At 55.2% G+C, this 14911-nt stretch carries 15 protein-coding genes; 5 read left to right on the top strand and 10 right to left on the bottom strand.

The genetic code is table 11. The annotated features are described in order from the left end of the window. Positions 1 to 8 precede the first annotated feature (8 nt). The 4 genes from AC6I8E_RS19005 to pdxR all read right to left on the bottom strand — a co-directional run bounded on the left by AC6I8E_RS19005 (position 9) and on the right by pdxR (position 5156). The gene (locus AC6I8E_RS19005) at positions 9 to 1211 is read right to left on the bottom strand and encodes an MFS transporter (RefSeq protein ID WP_147788768.1); all 1203 of its coding nucleotides are present in this window, start codon (positions 1209 to 1211) and stop codon (positions 9 to 11) included. Between the two features lie 165 nt (positions 1212 to 1376). Continuing rightward, positions 1377 to 2117, bottom strand: coding sequence for a nitroreductase family protein (locus AC6I8E_RS19000; RefSeq protein WP_013196422.1), 741 nt, complete (start codon positions 2115 to 2117; stop codon positions 1377 to 1379). Positions 2118 to 2198: 81 nt separating this feature from the next. Further along, positions 2199 to 3575, bottom strand: coding sequence for a glycoside hydrolase family 10-like protein (locus AC6I8E_RS18995; protein WP_179291202.1), 1377 nt, complete (start codon positions 3573 to 3575; stop codon positions 2199 to 2201). A gap of 90 nt (positions 3576 to 3665) precedes the next feature. Next, entirely contained in the window at positions 3666 to 5156 is a 1491-nt protein-coding gene (gene pdxR, locus AC6I8E_RS18990; protein WP_497824852.1) for a MocR-like pyridoxine biosynthesis transcription factor PdxR, read from the bottom strand. Between the two features lie 110 nt (positions 5157 to 5266). Here pdxR and gabT point away from each other — a divergent pair, with 110 nt between their 5' ends. Continuing rightward, a complete protein-coding gene (gabT, locus tag AC6I8E_RS18985; RefSeq protein WP_497824851.1) occupies positions 5267 to 6553 on the top strand; it encodes a 4-aminobutyrate--2-oxoglutarate transaminase in 1287 nt (428 codons plus the stop codon). Positions 6554 to 6629: 76 nt separating this feature from the next. Next, on the top strand, positions 6630 to 8048 hold the full coding sequence (gabP, locus tag AC6I8E_RS18980; protein WP_013196426.1) for a GABA permease: 1419 nt from the start codon (positions 6630 to 6632) through the stop codon (positions 8046 to 8048). Between the two features lie 198 nt (positions 8049 to 8246). Here the strand turns inward: gabP and AC6I8E_RS18975 are convergent, their stop codons facing one another. The 3 genes from AC6I8E_RS18975 to AC6I8E_RS18965 all read right to left on the bottom strand — a co-directional run bounded on the left by AC6I8E_RS18975 (position 8247) and on the right by AC6I8E_RS18965 (position 10350). After that, a complete protein-coding gene (locus AC6I8E_RS18975; RefSeq protein ID WP_013196427.1) occupies positions 8247 to 8549 on the bottom strand; it encodes a YmdA family protein in 303 nt (100 codons plus the stop codon). Positions 8550 to 9013: 464 nt separating this feature from the next. Then, positions 9014 to 9433: a bleomycin resistance protein gene (locus AC6I8E_RS18970; RefSeq protein WP_312216069.1), complete on the bottom strand. Its 420-nt coding sequence runs from the start codon at positions 9431 to 9433 to the stop codon at positions 9014 to 9016. Positions 9434 to 9453: 20 nt separating this feature from the next. Further along, on the bottom strand, positions 9454 to 10350 hold the full coding sequence (locus AC6I8E_RS18965) for a LysR family transcriptional regulator (protein WP_110332142.1): 897 nt from the start codon (positions 10348 to 10350) through the stop codon (positions 9454 to 9456). A 146-nt stretch (positions 10351 to 10496) separates the two neighbouring features. Between AC6I8E_RS18965 and AC6I8E_RS18960 the strand changes: the two genes are divergently transcribed. After that, positions 10497 to 11348: a Vmh family MBL fold metallo-hydrolase gene (locus AC6I8E_RS18960; protein WP_497824850.1), complete on the top strand. Its 852-nt coding sequence runs from the start codon at positions 10497 to 10499 to the stop codon at positions 11346 to 11348. Positions 11349 to 11439: 91 nt separating this feature from the next. On the opposite strand, the gene AC6I8E_RS18955 is transcribed toward AC6I8E_RS18960, so the two are convergent. Next, positions 11440 to 12111: a hypothetical protein gene (locus tag AC6I8E_RS18955; protein WP_013196431.1), complete on the bottom strand. Its 672-nt coding sequence runs from the start codon at positions 12109 to 12111 to the stop codon at positions 11440 to 11442. A 214-nt stretch (positions 12112 to 12325) separates the two neighbouring features. After that, a complete protein-coding gene (locus AC6I8E_RS18950; protein ID WP_013196432.1) occupies positions 12326 to 12640 on the bottom strand; it encodes a helix-turn-helix domain-containing protein in 315 nt (104 codons plus the stop codon). Here AC6I8E_RS18950 and AC6I8E_RS18945 point away from each other — a divergent pair. After that, positions 12639 to 12824: a hypothetical protein gene (locus AC6I8E_RS18945; RefSeq protein WP_041456533.1), complete on the top strand. Its 186-nt coding sequence runs from the start codon at positions 12639 to 12641 to the stop codon at positions 12822 to 12824. The two genes, AC6I8E_RS18950 and AC6I8E_RS18945, sit on opposite strands and share 2 nt — an antisense overlap. On the opposite strand, the gene AC6I8E_RS18940 is transcribed toward AC6I8E_RS18945, so the two are convergent. After that, on the bottom strand, positions 12817 to 13722 hold the full coding sequence (locus AC6I8E_RS18940; protein ID WP_013196433.1) for a LysR family transcriptional regulator: 906 nt from the start codon (positions 13720 to 13722) through the stop codon (positions 12817 to 12819). The two genes, AC6I8E_RS18945 and AC6I8E_RS18940, sit on opposite strands and share 8 nt — an antisense overlap. Positions 13723 to 13819: 97 nt before the next feature. On the opposite strand from AC6I8E_RS18940, the gene AC6I8E_RS18935 reads away from it, so the two are divergent. Then, entirely contained in the window at positions 13820 to 14878 is a 1059-nt protein-coding gene (locus AC6I8E_RS18935) for an SDR family oxidoreductase (RefSeq protein WP_497824849.1), read from the top strand. The last annotated feature ends 33 nt before the right edge of the window (positions 14879 to 14911 follow it).

Raw genomic sequence — 14911 nt, 5'->3', positions numbered from 1 at the left:
GTGCCTGATCAGGCAAGACGGGTGGCAGGCGAGCTACCGGTACGCCACCATAAAATCAGCGCCGCCAGGGCTATCGCCCCGAGAACCGCAAAGGCAGTGCTGTAAGAATAACGTGCGGCGATTGCTCCGGTCATGGCCGGACTCAGCGCAGCACCTGCGCCCTGCATCAGCATAATGACGCTCTGTCCGGCATTAACATGGCCGGTACCCCGCATCAGAGACACAATGTAACCCGGCACCGCCACGCCCAGGATCCCTGCCGCAATACCATCCAGAACCTGAACCGGAATAACAAAGAGCGGCTCCGCAAAGCCTGCCGCAATAACCGCGCGCAGCGGTAAAATCATCAGGGCGACCATAATAAACAGGCGATAGCCGTGCGTTTCCACCCGTTTAGAGACCCACAGCGCGACCGGGATCATCACCAGCTGGGAAATCACCACCGTTGCCGCAGCGTACAGACCCGGACTGACCGCCGCCTGTCCGCCTGCTGAGGCGACGCGCATGCTCAGCATCGGTAACAGCGCGGCATTGGCAAGATGAAACAGCAACAGCGTTACGCCTGCAATCATCAGCGCTGGCTTACGCATCAGCATCGCCAGGCTCAGCGCTGGCTGCCGCTCTTCATTCTGTTCATAGCCTCGCGCCACCTCGTTATCAATCTCATCACCGCGAATCGCTAGGGTGGCGAAGGCAGCAAAAATCGCCATTACCGTCATCAGAATAAAGACGGCACCCATGCCCCAGTACCAGGCTGAAAAACCCGCCAGCAACGCCGCAATAGTGTTACCGCCATGATTGAAGGCCTCATTGCGTCCCATCTGATGGTTGAAGCCGCGCTGACCGGTCAGCCCCAGGGTGATACCCGCCACGGTCGGTCCGATAAACGCCGCAGCAATTCCCGCTACAATTTGCGAGACCATCGCGGTCCAGGTCTGATTGCTGTACCACAGTAGCAGCGTAGCAACGGTGATCACCAGACAACCCAGCAGCACAATCATTTTTTTATGGCGGGTCGCATCGGCAGCTATGCCTGCAGGCAGCGTGGCAAGGAGTCCGGCTATGCCGCCGCAGGTCATCACCAGACCGATTTCGTCGGGACGCCAGTGCCGTTCCGTCAGAAATATGCCCAGAAAAGGCCCCAGACCGTCGCGGACATCGGCCAGAAAAAAGCTCATTAAACAGAGCGCATAGAGTGAACGCTGAGACATGTTATTTCCCTGGAAGGTAAGTGTTAAAGGCAGTAGCGCTTCGGTTAACAGGGAAATTATGTGTTACAAAGAAGAAAGTCACACTTCGTTATAGTAACAAAATGAAAAAGGCCACCCATCACGCTGTACGGATGGCCTGTTACTTTTCACTTCGCGCAGGATAGGTTATTTATCCGTGCCGAAACCCTGTTTCAGCAGGGCGGGCAGTACAGCCGGGAAGTAGATGTTTTTATAGTAACCGCTGACGCTTTCGCTCCAGCTCTCACCGTCGTGACGACCGATGTTTTTCCAGTGCTGAACCATTTCATCGTTGTAGGCCGCAATCTGCTGCTCCAGCCCCTGCGTCTGATAGGTCTCATCATGGCGGAAGGTAGCCAGTGGCAGACGCGGTTTCTGATGAGCGGGTTCATCAACGTGACCGATGACCACACCCGCAACCGGGAAGGTCATTGGCGGCAGTTCAAGGAGTGAAATCATCGCCTGTGGATCGCGACGGATTCCGCCAATCGGCACAATGCCCAGACCTTCTGCCCGCGCAGCAGCCATGACCGAGCCAAGCGCAATACCGATATCGGTAGAACCCGACACGATGCTCTCAATGCTCTGATGCGCGATCTGCTGCTGATCGACAGCGGCCATTCCCACCGCTGATTTATGCATGTCCAGCACGAAGGTGATGAAGACCGGTGCTTTGGCAATCCACGGCTGACCGCCTGCAATGGCGGCGATCTCTGCCCGACGTCCGGCATCACGCGTGATCACCACAGAAACCTGTTGTGAGTTTACTGATGTCGGTGCGCGGTAAGCGGTACTGATAATACGATCCAGTACCGCTTCATCGACAGGTTGCTCAGTGAAACTGCGTTCACTTTTATGACTTGTAAAAATATTAATCAGTTCGCTCATGGTTCCTCCCATATAAAGCGCAAGAATAGCAGTAAGTCACAGGGAAAAACTTAACCGCACTGGTCATGCTGCCGGGGCATTTCAGCCTCCCCAGCGGCTTTTAAGATAGCTCACCGCCTGCTGAGTCTGCGGCTGATTCAGATAGTTCTCTCTGAACAGAATGGTGCCATCAATATTGGGGTTAGATTCATTCAGGTCGAGCTGCTTTTTCAGTTCAGGCACGCCACCCTGAAGCGTCCAGTCAGGTTCAATTTTTGATGGCTCGCCGACTTTGTAGAGCGCAAGACCGATGTAGAGACGGGTTTTTGTCGGTTTCACCACCTCTGCCCACCAGTTTGCCAGCACGTCATAACGGGCAGCCTGACGGGAAAAAGGCCAGTAAAGCTGGGGCGCGATGTAATCCAGCAGGCCCTGTTGCACCCAGCGACGGGTATCCGCAAAGGCTTCGTCGTACGCCGCCGCGCCGCGGGTATCGGAACCAGCAGGATCGTGCGACAGATTGCGCCAGACGCCCGCCGGACTGACACCAAATTCAACCTCAGGCTTCAGCTGTTTGATAGTCCGTGACACCTGCTCAATCAGCTGCTGAGTATTGTGACGTCGCCAGTCCGCTTTACCGGCAAAACCCTGTCCGTAGCGACTGAAGGTCTGATTATCGTTGAGCAGTGAACCTGCCGATTCTGCATAGAAGTAGTCATCAAACTGCACACCGTCGATGGGATAACGCGCCACCACCTCGGCCACAATGCTGGTGATCCAGTCACGCGCCTCAGGAATGCCCGGATCGAGCACATAGCGATCCCCTGCGGTGCGGATCCAGTCGCGGTGCAGCACAAAAACGCTGGCCGGATGCAGTGACAGCGTGCGGTTCAGTTCGCTGACGGTAGAGGGTTTGGTATTCACCGATACCCGGTAGGGATTAAACCAGGCGTGAACTTTGATACCGCGCTTGTGCGCCTCATCCAGCATAAACTGCAGCGGATCATATCCTGGATCTTCACCGATTTTGCCGGTCAGCATATCGGACCAGGGGAGGATTTTTGAGGGCCAGAGCGCTGTGGCATCCGGTTTCACCTGGAAAAACACCGTGTTAATTCCCAGGCTTTTCAGCTTATCCAGTTTGTCGGTCAGGGATTGCTGCTGCAGGCGGATACGCTGCGCCGGACTGGTGCCATTCACCGACGCGACAGGTGGCCAGTCAAGACGTGACACCGTGGCTAACCAGACGCCCCGCATCGGTTGATTAGCCTGAGGCTGGGCAGGTTTGCCGGGCACAGGTAATGGCTGTTTCGTTACCGGCGGAAAAGGGGTCACCAGCGATTTAGGGGGTTCGGATGCGCAACTGACCAGCAATAATGCCGCAGCCAGCGCAGCGCCTCGCTTAATAGCCGCTCTGGCCTGCGCAGAAAAGGGATTAAGGGCGATGATAAACTCCAGTATTTTCTGGTCGGAACGCAAAGAGCTGTATTCTCGGTGACGCTGATGAAATGTCAATGCGTTAACTCAGCTCCAGCCCTGAAACTGCTGCCTTTTAAAACCCATGAACCGCTAACGCGGCGGACAAAAGACCATCCCTGCAGACATAAGACAGGCTTTGAGTGTGCCAAAGGCGTCCTGACATTGCCGCTCATTGACGCAGGCATATCCCAGCAGCAATCCACGCGCCTCCTGCGGATGCATATAGTATTGCGAAAGCGGCCGCACTTTAACTCCGCGCTTCAGTGCTTCAGCGGCTATCGCCACGTCATCCACACCCGCAGGCAGCGGCATCACCAGATGCAGTCCCGCGTCATGGTTGAATGCCGGCAAAAAGGCCGGCCCCAGATAGCGTTCAATCAGCTTGCAGAGGAACTGTCGCCGCTGACGATAAAGCAGGCGCATCCGGCGGATATGCTCCATGTAATGACCCAGCCGGATGAACTCCGCCAGCGCCCGCTGAATCAGCAGATGTCCACCGCGATAGAGTTCCGCCGCCGCAATGCGCAACGGCTGTGCCAGCGGTTTCGGCACCACCATGTAGCCAATACGCAGGGCGGGATAGAGTGTTTTACTGAATGTTCCCATGTAGATGACCGGTGCATCAGCTTCCAGTCCCTGCAGTGAGGGATGAGGCTGACCGGAAAAGCGAAATTCGCTGTCGTAGTCATCTTCAACAATCCAGCTCTGATGACGGCGAGCCAGGGCGATCAAGGCCTGACGACGCGCCAGGCTCAGGTGCACCCCCAGCGGATACTGATGAGAAGGCGTTACAAACACCATTTTAGGGGCCGGACCGCTGTCCGGTACCAGGCCCTGCTCATCCACCGGCATCGCGCGAATCTTCAGACCATTCATGCGCAGCAGATTACGTGTTCCCCAGTAGCCCGGCTCCTCCATCCAGACCCGATCGCCGGGATCACATAACACCCGCGTCACCAGATCAACCGCCTGATGGACCCCTTCGGTAATCAGGATCTGGTCAGCATCGGCTCTGACTGAGCGAGCTACCCGCAGATAGTCCACCAGCGCATGGCGAAGGTCGGGACAGCCGCCGCCGCTGCTGTAGACCAGGCGATGTACGTCAGGTTCACGGTTCAGCCGCGCCTGAATCTGGCTGAACAGCTTGTGAGGAAATTCGGTGACATCGGGCGCGCCGGGCACAAATGCGCCCCACTGCCAGGGCGAGGCGGTGGCATGGCCCAGCAAACTGGCACCCCGCTTCGACAGCGTCGCCGGTCGTTGCGCCTTCACCGCCTGCAAATCGGCAATCGCATCACTTTGCAGAGAATTCTCCGGCAACGTTTCGGCAATCCAGGTGCCGCTGCCGGTGCGTGCGGTAACATACCCCTGTGCCATCAGACTTTCATAGACATGCATTACCGTGTTTCGCGACACGCCGAGTTCGCGCGCCAGATCGCGGGTCGGCGGCAAACGGCTTCCGCGCGGAAACACCTCTTCAGCGATTGCGGCTTGCATACAATTCAGCAGCCGCTGGTGTAATGAGCCGGTTCTTAAAAACTGCAACCGTGCTAATAGATGATCTGCGTACAAGAGTCGCAATTGGCTCCACCTTTCCTCTGACAATTGGCTCTGGCAACTCACCACGCCTCAGGCATAAATAAACGTGTTTGTCGGGAATTGTAAACACGCATATTAACGAGGTGGATGAAATGAGCGAAAATAATAACCTGATGCAGCAGCGCAAAGCACAGGCTCTCCCTAAAGGCATCGGTACGCTGTGCGACTGGTACGTTGCCCGGGCAGAAAACGCCACCTTATGGGATCAGGCCGGTAACAGCTGGATCGATTTCGCTGGCGGCATCGCGGTGCTGAACACCGGCCACCGTCATCCACGTATCGAACAGGCCATTGCCGATCAGTTAACAAAGTTTACCCATACTGCCTTCCAGATCACCCCCTACGAAAGCTACATCGCCCTGGCTGAGCGCATTAATCAGCGGGTGCCCATCGCCGGTCCGGCCAAAACGGCCTTCTTCACGACCGGCGCGGAAGCAGTGGAAAATGCGGTCAAAGTGGCGCGTGCCTATACCCGCCGTCACGGCATCATCACCTTTGGTAACGCGTTCCATGGCCGCACCTTTATGACGATGGCAATGACCGGCAAAGTGGCACCTTACAAGCGGGATTTCGGCCCGATGCCGCCGTCAGTTTTCCATGCACGTTATCCCAGCGCAGTTCAGGGCATCAGCGTTGAAGCCGCTCTGACCAGCCTTGACGAGATTTTCACTCAGGACATTGCACCGCATGATGTTGCCGCAATCGTGCTGGAGCCGGTACAGGGTGAAGGCGGATTCCATGCTGCACCCGCAGAATTTATGGTGCAGCTACGTGAGCTGGCTGACCGCCACGGCATTCTGTTGATTGCGGATGAGGTCCAGAGCGGATTTGCCCGTACTGGCAAGCTGTTCGCCATGGAGCACTATCCGGTGAAGGCCGATATCATCACTATGGCGAAAAGCCTGGCAGGCGGAATGCCGCTCTCTGCGGTCGCCAGCCGCGCTGAGGTGATGGATGCCCCGGCACCGGGTGGTCTGGGCGGAACCTACGCGGGCAACCCGCTGGCTATTGCCTCGGCTCATGCGGTGCTGGATGTGATTGAAGAGGAACAACTCTGCCAGCGCGCGGTTGATCTCGGTGCCCGGCTTGAGGCAGAACTGCAGGAGCATCAGCGCAAGCATCCGGACATTGCCGACGTGCGTGCGCTGGGTTCGATGGTGGCGATGGAGTTCTATCAGGCCAGCACCGCGCAGGCGGTTCAGAAGATGGCGATGGAACAGGGTCTGCTGCTGCTGACCTGCGGCGCCAAAGGCAACGTTATCCGCTTCCTCTACCCGCTCACTATTCCTGATGCCCAGTTCAGCCAGGCGCTGACCATTCTCTCCACGGTGATCGATCACTGTGTCGCATCTGTCGGAAACCCCGTCGTCCCAGCCTGATTTCGCTGGCGCGTTAACCCAAGTTAATCCCCGTTCGTCCGGCCACACAGGCCGGACGCCGCCTGGAGACGTTTACATGACGATGACTCAGAGTGCGAATAATGAAGATTCGCTGGCTCAAAACCTGAAACCGCGCCACGTGCGCATGCTCTCAATTGCGGGTGTGATTGGCGCAGGGCTGTTTGTCGGCTCCGGCCACGCGATTTCTGAAGCCGGTCCTGCGGTGCTGATCTCTTATGCGGCTGCCGGTGCGCTGGTCGTGCTGATTATGCGGATGCTGGCCGAGATGGCCGTCGCTTCACCCGATTCTGGCTCATTCTCAACCTATGCGGATAAAGCGCTGGGCCGCTGGGCCGGTTTTACCATCGGCTGGCTCTACTGGTGGTTCTGGGTGCTGGTGATCCCACTGGAAGCCAATGCAGCAGGCACTATTCTGCACGCCTGGTTCCCTGAGGTCGCCATCTGGCAATATACCTTTGCCATCACGTTACTGCTGACCATTACCAACCTGCTCAGCGTTAAAAATTATGGTGAATTTGAGTTCTGGTTTGCGCTGATCAAGGTCGTGGCCATCATCCTGTTCCTGGGTGTGGCGGGTGCGGCAGTATTGGGTCTGCTGCCTGACAGCAACACCAGTGGCCTGTCGCATCTTTATGACACGCACGGGTTTATGCCGAACGGGATGGGTGCGGTTGTTGCGGCCATCCTGACCACGATGTTCTCTTTTATGGGTACCGAAATCGTCACCATTGCCGCTGCCGAGTCCAAAAACCCTGGCAAGCAGATTACCCAGGCAACTAACTCGGTCATCTGGCGCATTGCACTGTTTTATCTGCTGTCGATTTTCTTTGTGGTGGCGCTGGTGCCGTGGAATACACCAGGCCTGGTCGAACAGGGCTCATGGCAGACGGTGCTGACGGCGATGAACATCCCGCATGCCCGGCTGATTGTCGACCTGGTGGTGCTGATGGCGGTGTGCAGCTGTCTTAACTCTGCACTCTATACCTCATCGCGCATGCTCTACTCCCTGTCACGCCGTAAAGATGCGCCTGCTTCGGCTTCACGCACTAATCGCAGCGGCACACCGTGGGTTGCAGTGCTGCTTTCTACAGCGGCTGCGTTTCTGGCGGTGATCGCCAACTATCTTGCGCCAAGCGTGGTGTTTGAATTTTTACTGGCGACCTCGGGGGCGATTGCGCTGCTGGTCTATCTGGTGATTGCCGTATCGCATCTGGTGCTGCGTAAGAAGCGTGAAAAGGCGGGTGAAGTCCTGAATTACCGGATGTGGTTATTCCCTGGCCTGACGTGGGTGACGATTCTGTTTATTACGACCGTACTGATCATCATGTTGTTTGATGCGAAACATCAGGCTGAATTACTGGCAACCGGCGGTTTAACGCTGCTGATTATTACCACCAGTCTGGTTCTGCGTCGTAAAAAGGAGAAGCGTCAGAGCACGAAGTACTTTACTCAGCGCTCTTCTGACCCTTCGTGATTCTCTGATACATTCCATAAACTCAAAAAGCCCACCCTCAGTAATAAAGGTGGGCTTTCTGTTTATCTGTCCGCTGACCGATACAGGAGTTAACAACCCCCTTTAAGATATGGATTTATAATTTACTTTCAGCATAATCGTTACTAACCAAAGATTGCGCTTACGTTATCAGGTCAACAGTAAAATCAGTGGTGAGTATTACAGATAGCTGACTTCAATAATCCCTTTGCTTTTCTCAGGATTAAACCAGTGCATCTTTACTACCATGGGCAAGCCGTTCAATGACTGGGGGTTCATCATGTCAGCAGTAGTAACAACAGACTTGCCACGGGCGGGATCAAAGCAGTCAAAAACGACAGGATTCTGACCGATATTCATATTGCATGAACCATTGGTGATGGCTCCACTGAAGGAGATCGTGCCTGAATTTGAATCTGCGCTCGCTGGACCGGCCAGGGTAATCAGCAGCGTGGTAAAGCAGGTAATTAAAAGTGATTTCATTTTTCGTCCTCCAGAGTATGTATCTCCTGTTATCGGCTCACAGACTCAAAGATTAAGTACTTAATGAGAGAATGAATGTAAATATTCAGCCGTCTGGCCCAATGAAATCCATTAAGAAGGTGCTGTTAAGAATTATCCCAATCCTGCCAGTTAAAATGAGTGTAGTGTAATGCGTGCTTTTCACTTAATTTTTTCAGTGTTCTGATCACATCGATAAAAAATCACGAAACCGGTAAGCCAGCGGTATCACAAGTCTCTCTTTCTTTTCGTGTGAGATTCATCCTGGCGACTCATCAAGTATTACGGAAACCATTAATGCAGAAGGGGTGGCAGCCTTTTTAAAAGACCTCATACTTATTATTTTTAAAGAATTTTTTTCGACCAGATAAAATAAAAAAGGACTGTTAAGTTAATTTATTAACGTCAGCCCCGGAATTGTAAATTTTTACAAACAACTATTCAGTTTATTCCAGATACTGACTAAAGCGCAGCAGATAGCCGTCCGGATCCTGTACCAGAAACTCCCGCTGGCAGGCGGTTGTCCCGCCAGTGTCGTAATGGTTATCCCGTAGCGCCCGATAGAGCGGAACGGCGTGCTGCTGTAAGCGCGCCAGCACCGGTTCGATGTCGTCGACCTCAATCTGGAAATTAATGCCCCGCCCCAGCGGCCAGCGCAGATCGGCGGTATTCCAGCCCTGCGGATGGAACTGCTCAATCATCAATTGCGCCTGGCCATAGCAGAGGTAAGCAAAGTCAGGCTGCTGACGCTGGATCCTCACCTCAAAGCCCAGCACCACCGTGTAAAAACGCAGCGACGCGGCAAAGTCAGTGACGGTAAGTTCTGGCACCATGCTATTCCAGTACAGGTTTTGATTCTCATCCATAAAGCGTCCATTTTTGTCAGTTACGATCGCGGCTCATCTCCGGCTCGCATACTGTTCTGCAGCTCATCCAGCATCAGACGCAGCGCAGCAGACTGATGCTCGCGCGACAGGTAAAGCCCCCAGATGCCAATGCGCTGCGGCTCATAATCAGGCAATAATTCCACCAGCTTTCCCGCTTTAAGCGCATGGCGTGCCTCCCGTTCAGGCACCATCGCTATCCCGCAATCTGCAATCGCTGCGTCACATAGCAGTGACGAGATGCCCGCACTGAAATTTCCTTTAACGGCGACAGCGATTTTGCCGCCATCAGCCGCCGTGAAATGCCAGCTCTGTCCGGCAAAACGACTGTAGTAGAGGCAGTTGTGCTGCGCCAGATCGCCAGGCGTTTGCGGGATGCCTCGCTTCTGCAGATAGCCGGGTGAGGCGCAGAGTACCGAGTGACATTCACCGAGACGGCGTGCGATTGCCCCCGGCTCTGGCGCATCGGTGATACGGATGGCGAGATCGATGCGCTCGCTGATCAGGCTTACCGGCTGATTGTTAATATCCAGTTCAATGCGCAGTGCCGGATAACGGGCAAGAAAATCGGGCACGACCGGGCCGACAAGATGAAGCGCCGTAAAATGGGCACAGGCGATGCGTAACGTTCCGGCCGGAACACCCTGGGTGGTTTCCTGCTGGATCGCATCTGACAGCAGGGCCAGCTGGCGGGTCTTTTGCAGAATCGCCTCACCGGCAGGCGTCAGGGTCAGCCGGCGCGACGAGCGATGCAGCAGACGCGTTCCCGCCCACTTTTCCATCTCTTCCAGATAACGGCTGACCATCGGCCGTGAGATCCCCAGCGCACGAGAAGCAGCACTCAGGCTGCCCAGCTCACATATCCGGTTAAAAACGGCAGCTGCCGTCACTCTGTCCATCCCGCTCACCTGTTCGGATTATGAAACTCAGCATCTCTGATTGCGGGAATTCTAACAGATAGCCAGATGGGTAGAATAGCGCTACTGATTCTGAACATCGCCCGATACACCTGCCTGAGTCGGGCATTTATCTCTGAGGAATATTCATGAAAACGATTCTGTTACCTGTGATGCTCGTTCTGGCTTCGGCCTCTGCCAGCGCGGCCACGCTGCAACTGGAAACCTATAATCCGCAGGAAAAGGGGATTTTTGCCGTCTCCTCAACCCTGGTCTCCGGGCCAACCGAAGCGATTCTGTTTGATGCCCAGTTCAGCACCCAGGATGGTGAGAAACTGGTGGAGATGATAAAAAAGAGCGGTAAAAAGCTGAAAGAGATTGTGATCACTTCTGGCGATCCCGATTTCTACTTCGGTCTGGAGCCGATTGTTAAAGCCTGGCCGGACGTCAAGGTCGTTGCCGCACCTGCCGTAGTGAAGCATATCCAGCAGACACATGACGCCAAGCTGAAATACTGGGGCCCTCAGATGAAACAGGACGCACCGGATAAGGTCTTTGTGCCAGAAGTTACGCATCAGACCCGCTTCAGCGTGGATGGCGAGGCGCTGGAACTGCGTCATCCTGATCAATATGCTGCATACATCTGGATCCCCTCAGTGAGCACCATTCTGGGCGGTACGGCTCTTTCCTCTGGCATCCACGTCTGGACGGCTGACACTCAGACCGTTAAGAGCCGCAGTGAGTGGCGTCATATCCTCACAGAGATGCAGTCGCTCAACGCGAAAAACGTTATTCCGGGCCACTATCTGGGTGCGCGTCCAGCCGGTTCGCAGGCTGTGGATTTCACCCTGAATTATCTGAAGAGTTTTGAAGCGGCGCTGTCAGAACACAAAACCTCAGCAGCGGTGATTGCTGCCATGAACACCGCCTGGCCAAAACTGGCTGAACCAGCTTCACTGGAACTCAGCGCGAAAGTGAATACCGGCGAGATGAAGTGGTAAACCTGCAGAGAGGTCCGCTAACGGCACGGTGAGCTGGGTTCAGCGATCATTCTGTGCGGATGCCAGTGACTGAGAGCAAAATGACCGGGCGCTATCTTTTCGCCAGATAGCGCCTGTCGTCACGCGCCTGCAACCGAGCCTCTGCCGGTGTGGGAAAGATATAGTGAAACAGGTCGCGGTAAAAACTCAGGTGCTTCATTAATCCATCCTGAATGGATTTACGGATGTCTTTAATCAGGAATTCCTGAGTGGTATTAAAGTTAGCCATACTGAAAAAGGTTTTGTCGTAGACGTTGACCACCCCTTCCCATTTCATCACCTGCTCTTCCGGAGACACGCCTTCCGAGGCGACAAACATCCCCTTATGGGATTTCACTCCCTGTTTACTGACATAGGTGGTTAAGGCGTCATAGCCGCGCTTGTTGCGCCAGCGACAGAATTCATAGGGCACATCGTAATGCGGTAGTACAAAGTCCGGGCTGCGAAAATGTTCATCGCCGATCAATCCATCCAGGGTGACCGTGAAATGAAGGAAGTCCTGCAGGAAGTCGAACTGACGGGTTTTGGTCAGCGTGACATTAATGGTGTAGTGACCAGCCTGCACATACCAGTAATTGGTAAAGCCGGTCACCAGAATACAGAACGCCTGCCAGTCACTGAGTCTTCTGTCGCCCGCCAGCCCTCTGAAACGGCTGATCATCATCCGTGATTTGGGATGCTGATACGCTTTCAGCAGCGGATCGTTCATACCTTTCAGTAACATCAGGCACACTCCTTGATAGATTGCGCTTATCCTGCCACGCCCTTATCAGGGTGAAAAGTGTCGTTGTTCTGAATGTGAGCCTTTTAAAATCTCGATTGAGGCGGGAAATGCACTGTCTGATTAGGCGAAAAAGAGGGCTATGTTAACCTGCCGGGGTAACGGATGTCGGGCGCAGCCGTAAAAGAATGTGCTGCCCGCCATCCGGACGGGCATATCAGAGCTGCGCGAGCGTCTTTAGCGTTTCAGGGTTCTGCTGCACCATGCGAATTAATAATACAGCCTGGGCGTTAGGTCTGGCTCTGCCCTGCTCCCAGTTCTGCCAGGTCGTCTCGCCAGTGTGGAGATAATGGGCGAAAACGGCCTGAGAGAGGTTGAGTTTTTCGCGTACGTCGCGCAACTCCTGTGGCGCAATAGTGACAGGAGCACGCTTAGTAACCTTATGCCGTTTAAGTGTGATTTTGCCCTCCTGATGATCCTTAAGCTCCTGCATACCCGTCATCAGTTCACTGAAAATATCGCATTCAGTCATGTCTCAACCCTTTTTTGATCACATTCAGCGCGGTCGCCAGGGCATCACGCTGCTGCTTCGTAAGATCGTCGCGTTGGTCTTTATCGTAGATGGTAAACAGGATGAATTGGCCTTGTTCGTCCGTCCAGTAATAGATAATCCTGATGCCACCTCTGGCACCCTTGTGTCGGCGCTCATCAACTGATATTTCTCCTGGTTCCCTGCTCCACCACCTCACTCAACCGCCCGACCAGCTTACGGACCTTATCAGGAATAAAACGGGCATCCGGGAACACGGCATAGAGATAACGATCGGGCAGTCGCCAGTCAGGTAACACCCGCACCAGTCGGCCGGAGGCCAGCGCGTCTGCGCCAGGCAGCGTCTGTAAGCCGCCAATGCCGAGGCCTGCTTCAAGAGCCTGCATCAAGGCATCGCTGTTATTAGACCGAAACACACTTTCCACCGGAACAGAAATCCTCATGCTCTCAGAGACCAGCTGCAGCGGCGCATCAGTCGCTATACCGCTAAAACGTATATGTGGATGGCGCATAAGGTCATCGGGTGTCTGCAGTGTGCCGTTGCGCGCTATCCACTCAGGGGAAGCCACCAGCACGGTTTCAACCGTGGCGAGTGAACGGGCAGCCAGCATGGCGGGTGGCGACTCGCTGAGACGGATCGCCACATCAACGCCCTCCGCAACGAGGTCAGACAGGCGATCCTCCAGCGCAATATTCAGACGCAGCGCGGGATGCGCCTGCTGGAAGGCGATCAGATGCGGCATCAGCCGCTGCCCGATGCCGGTCGGCAACTGAACATGCAGTCTGCCGTGAAGCGGCTGCGAGCCGGGCCGTAATTGCTGCTCCAGTTCCTCCATCGCACCAAGCACTTGCCTGACCTGCTGCAGATAATGGAGCCCCTGCGCCGTCAGCGCCATTTTTCGCGTGGTGCGGTGCAGCAGTACCACGCCCAGCACCTCCTCCAGCGCGGCAATCTGCTGGCTCACCGCGGACTGCTTCATGCCGTTTTGCCGGGCCGCCGCCGAAAACGATCCCGCTTCCGCGACCCGGATGAAGGTCTGAATCGCAGTCAGTTTGTTCTGCATTTATTGATTTTCCTGATAAGTGATATCCGGTTCCGGGGATTTAATCAGAATTTAACGCAGGTGAGAATGCGGCTTCTTTCTTAACCGGATAGCGATCATGAAAACAACACAGGGCAAAAAAGTTGCGCTGGTAGCGGGTGCCAGTGGAATTGTGGGTCAGCAACTGACTCAGGCGCTGGTCGCAGACCAGTGGCAGGTAATCGCGCTGACCCATAGCTCAGGTTCTGCTACAGACGGCACAGAGGCTGTTGCGGTCGATCTGCGCGATCGGCTGCAGAGCCAGCAACGGCTGGCATCACTCACCGACGTTACGCATATCTTCTACAGCGCCTGGCTCAATGCTGCTGACTGGACGGCGATGGTCGGACCCAATCTCACCATGTTGCAGAATCTGGTTCAGGTCATGGAGGATGTCGCCCCGCTTGAGCATGTCAGTCTGATGCAGGGATACAAGGTGTATGGCGCACATCTGGGCCGATTCAAAACCCCGGCGCGGGAAAGCGATCCTGGCGTGCCGGGGGCCGAGTTCAACGCCGCACAGCTGAACTGGCTGAGCGCACACCAGCAGGGTAAAGCCTGGCACTGGAGTGCGCCGCGCCCTGGCGTCGTTGGCAGTGATCGGCATGGCAACAGCATGAATCTGGCGCTGAGTCTGGCGCTCTATGCATCGATCTGTCGCGCGGCGCGGCTCCCTCTGCGCTTCCCGGGTTCGCCGGAAACCTGGCACAGCATGGTCGATTTTACCGATGCTGAACTGCTGGCCGATGCCACCCTCTGGACTTCGCGCAGCGCTAACGCGCGTAATCAGGCGTTCAATATTAACAATGGTGACCTCTGGCGCTGGAGTGAGCTGTGGCCGGTGATTGCAGCGTGGTTTGAACTGGAGATTGCCCCGCCGGTTTCGCTGTCATTCCGGCAGATGTTTCAGGATTATCGTGCGCTGTGGCGGCAAATCGCCGAGGAGCATGCCTTAATTGAAGCGGATATTCTGGCACTCAGTGACGGTGCTTTCGCTGATTTTATTTTCGGCTGGAATTACGACATGTTTGGCGACGGCAGCAAACTGCGGCGGGCAGGCTTTCACGGTTATCGCGCGACGGATGAGATGTTCTGCGATCTGTTTGCCCGCTTTCGGGCGGCACGCGTTATTCCGTGATGCGTCCGTGAAAGCGCAGAGAGCGAGAATATC

This window comes from Pantoea sp. X-Soil-YNGN-785 (assembly GCF_059730585.1).
The sequence above is the reverse complement of the archived record's forward strand: the minus strand, read 5'-3'. Positions and strand labels throughout refer to the sequence as shown.

Excerpts from the sequence above, each read along its gene's own strand:
- AC6I8E_RS18965 (WP_110332142.1), bottom strand. The coding sequence starts at position 10,350 with ATGGACAGAGTGACGGCAGCTGCCGTTTTTAACCGGATATGTGAGCTG.
- AC6I8E_RS18975 (WP_013196427.1), bottom strand. The coding sequence starts at position 8,549 with ATGAAATCACTTTTAATTACCTGCTTTACCACGCTGCTGATTACCCTG.
- AC6I8E_RS18950 (WP_013196432.1), bottom strand. The coding sequence starts at position 12,640 with ATGACTGAATGCGATATTTTCAGTGAACTGATGACGGGTATGCAGGAG.
- gabT (WP_497824851.1), top strand. The coding sequence starts at position 5,267 with ATGAGCGAAAATAATAACCTGATGCAGCAGCGCAAAGCACAGGCTCTC.
- AC6I8E_RS19005 (WP_147788768.1), bottom strand. The coding sequence starts at position 1,211 with ATGTCTCAGCGTTCACTCTATGCGCTCTGTTTAATGAGCTTTTTTCTG.
- AC6I8E_RS18970 (WP_312216069.1), bottom strand. The coding sequence starts at position 9,433 with ATGGATGAGAATCAAAACCTGTACTGGAATAGCATGGTGCCAGAACTT.
- AC6I8E_RS18945 (WP_041456533.1), top strand. The coding sequence starts at position 12,639 with ATGTCTCAACCCTTTTTTGATCACATTCAGCGCGGTCGCCAGGGCATC.
- AC6I8E_RS18940 (WP_013196433.1), bottom strand. The coding sequence starts at position 13,722 with ATGCAGAACAAACTGACTGCGATTCAGACCTTCATCCGGGTCGCGGAA.
- AC6I8E_RS18960 (WP_497824850.1), top strand. The coding sequence starts at position 10,497 with ATGAAAACGATTCTGTTACCTGTGATGCTCGTTCTGGCTTCGGCCTCT.
- AC6I8E_RS18955 (WP_013196431.1), bottom strand. The coding sequence starts at position 12,111 with ATGTTACTGAAAGGTATGAACGATCCGCTGCTGAAAGCGTATCAGCAT.
- AC6I8E_RS18935 (WP_497824849.1), top strand. The coding sequence starts at position 13,820 with ATGAAAACAACACAGGGCAAAAAAGTTGCGCTGGTAGCGGGTGCCAGT.
- AC6I8E_RS19000 (WP_013196422.1), bottom strand. The coding sequence starts at position 2,117 with ATGAGCGAACTGATTAATATTTTTACAAGTCATAAAAGTGAACGCAGT.
- gabP (WP_013196426.1), top strand. The coding sequence starts at position 6,630 with ATGACGATGACTCAGAGTGCGAATAATGAAGATTCGCTGGCTCAAAAC.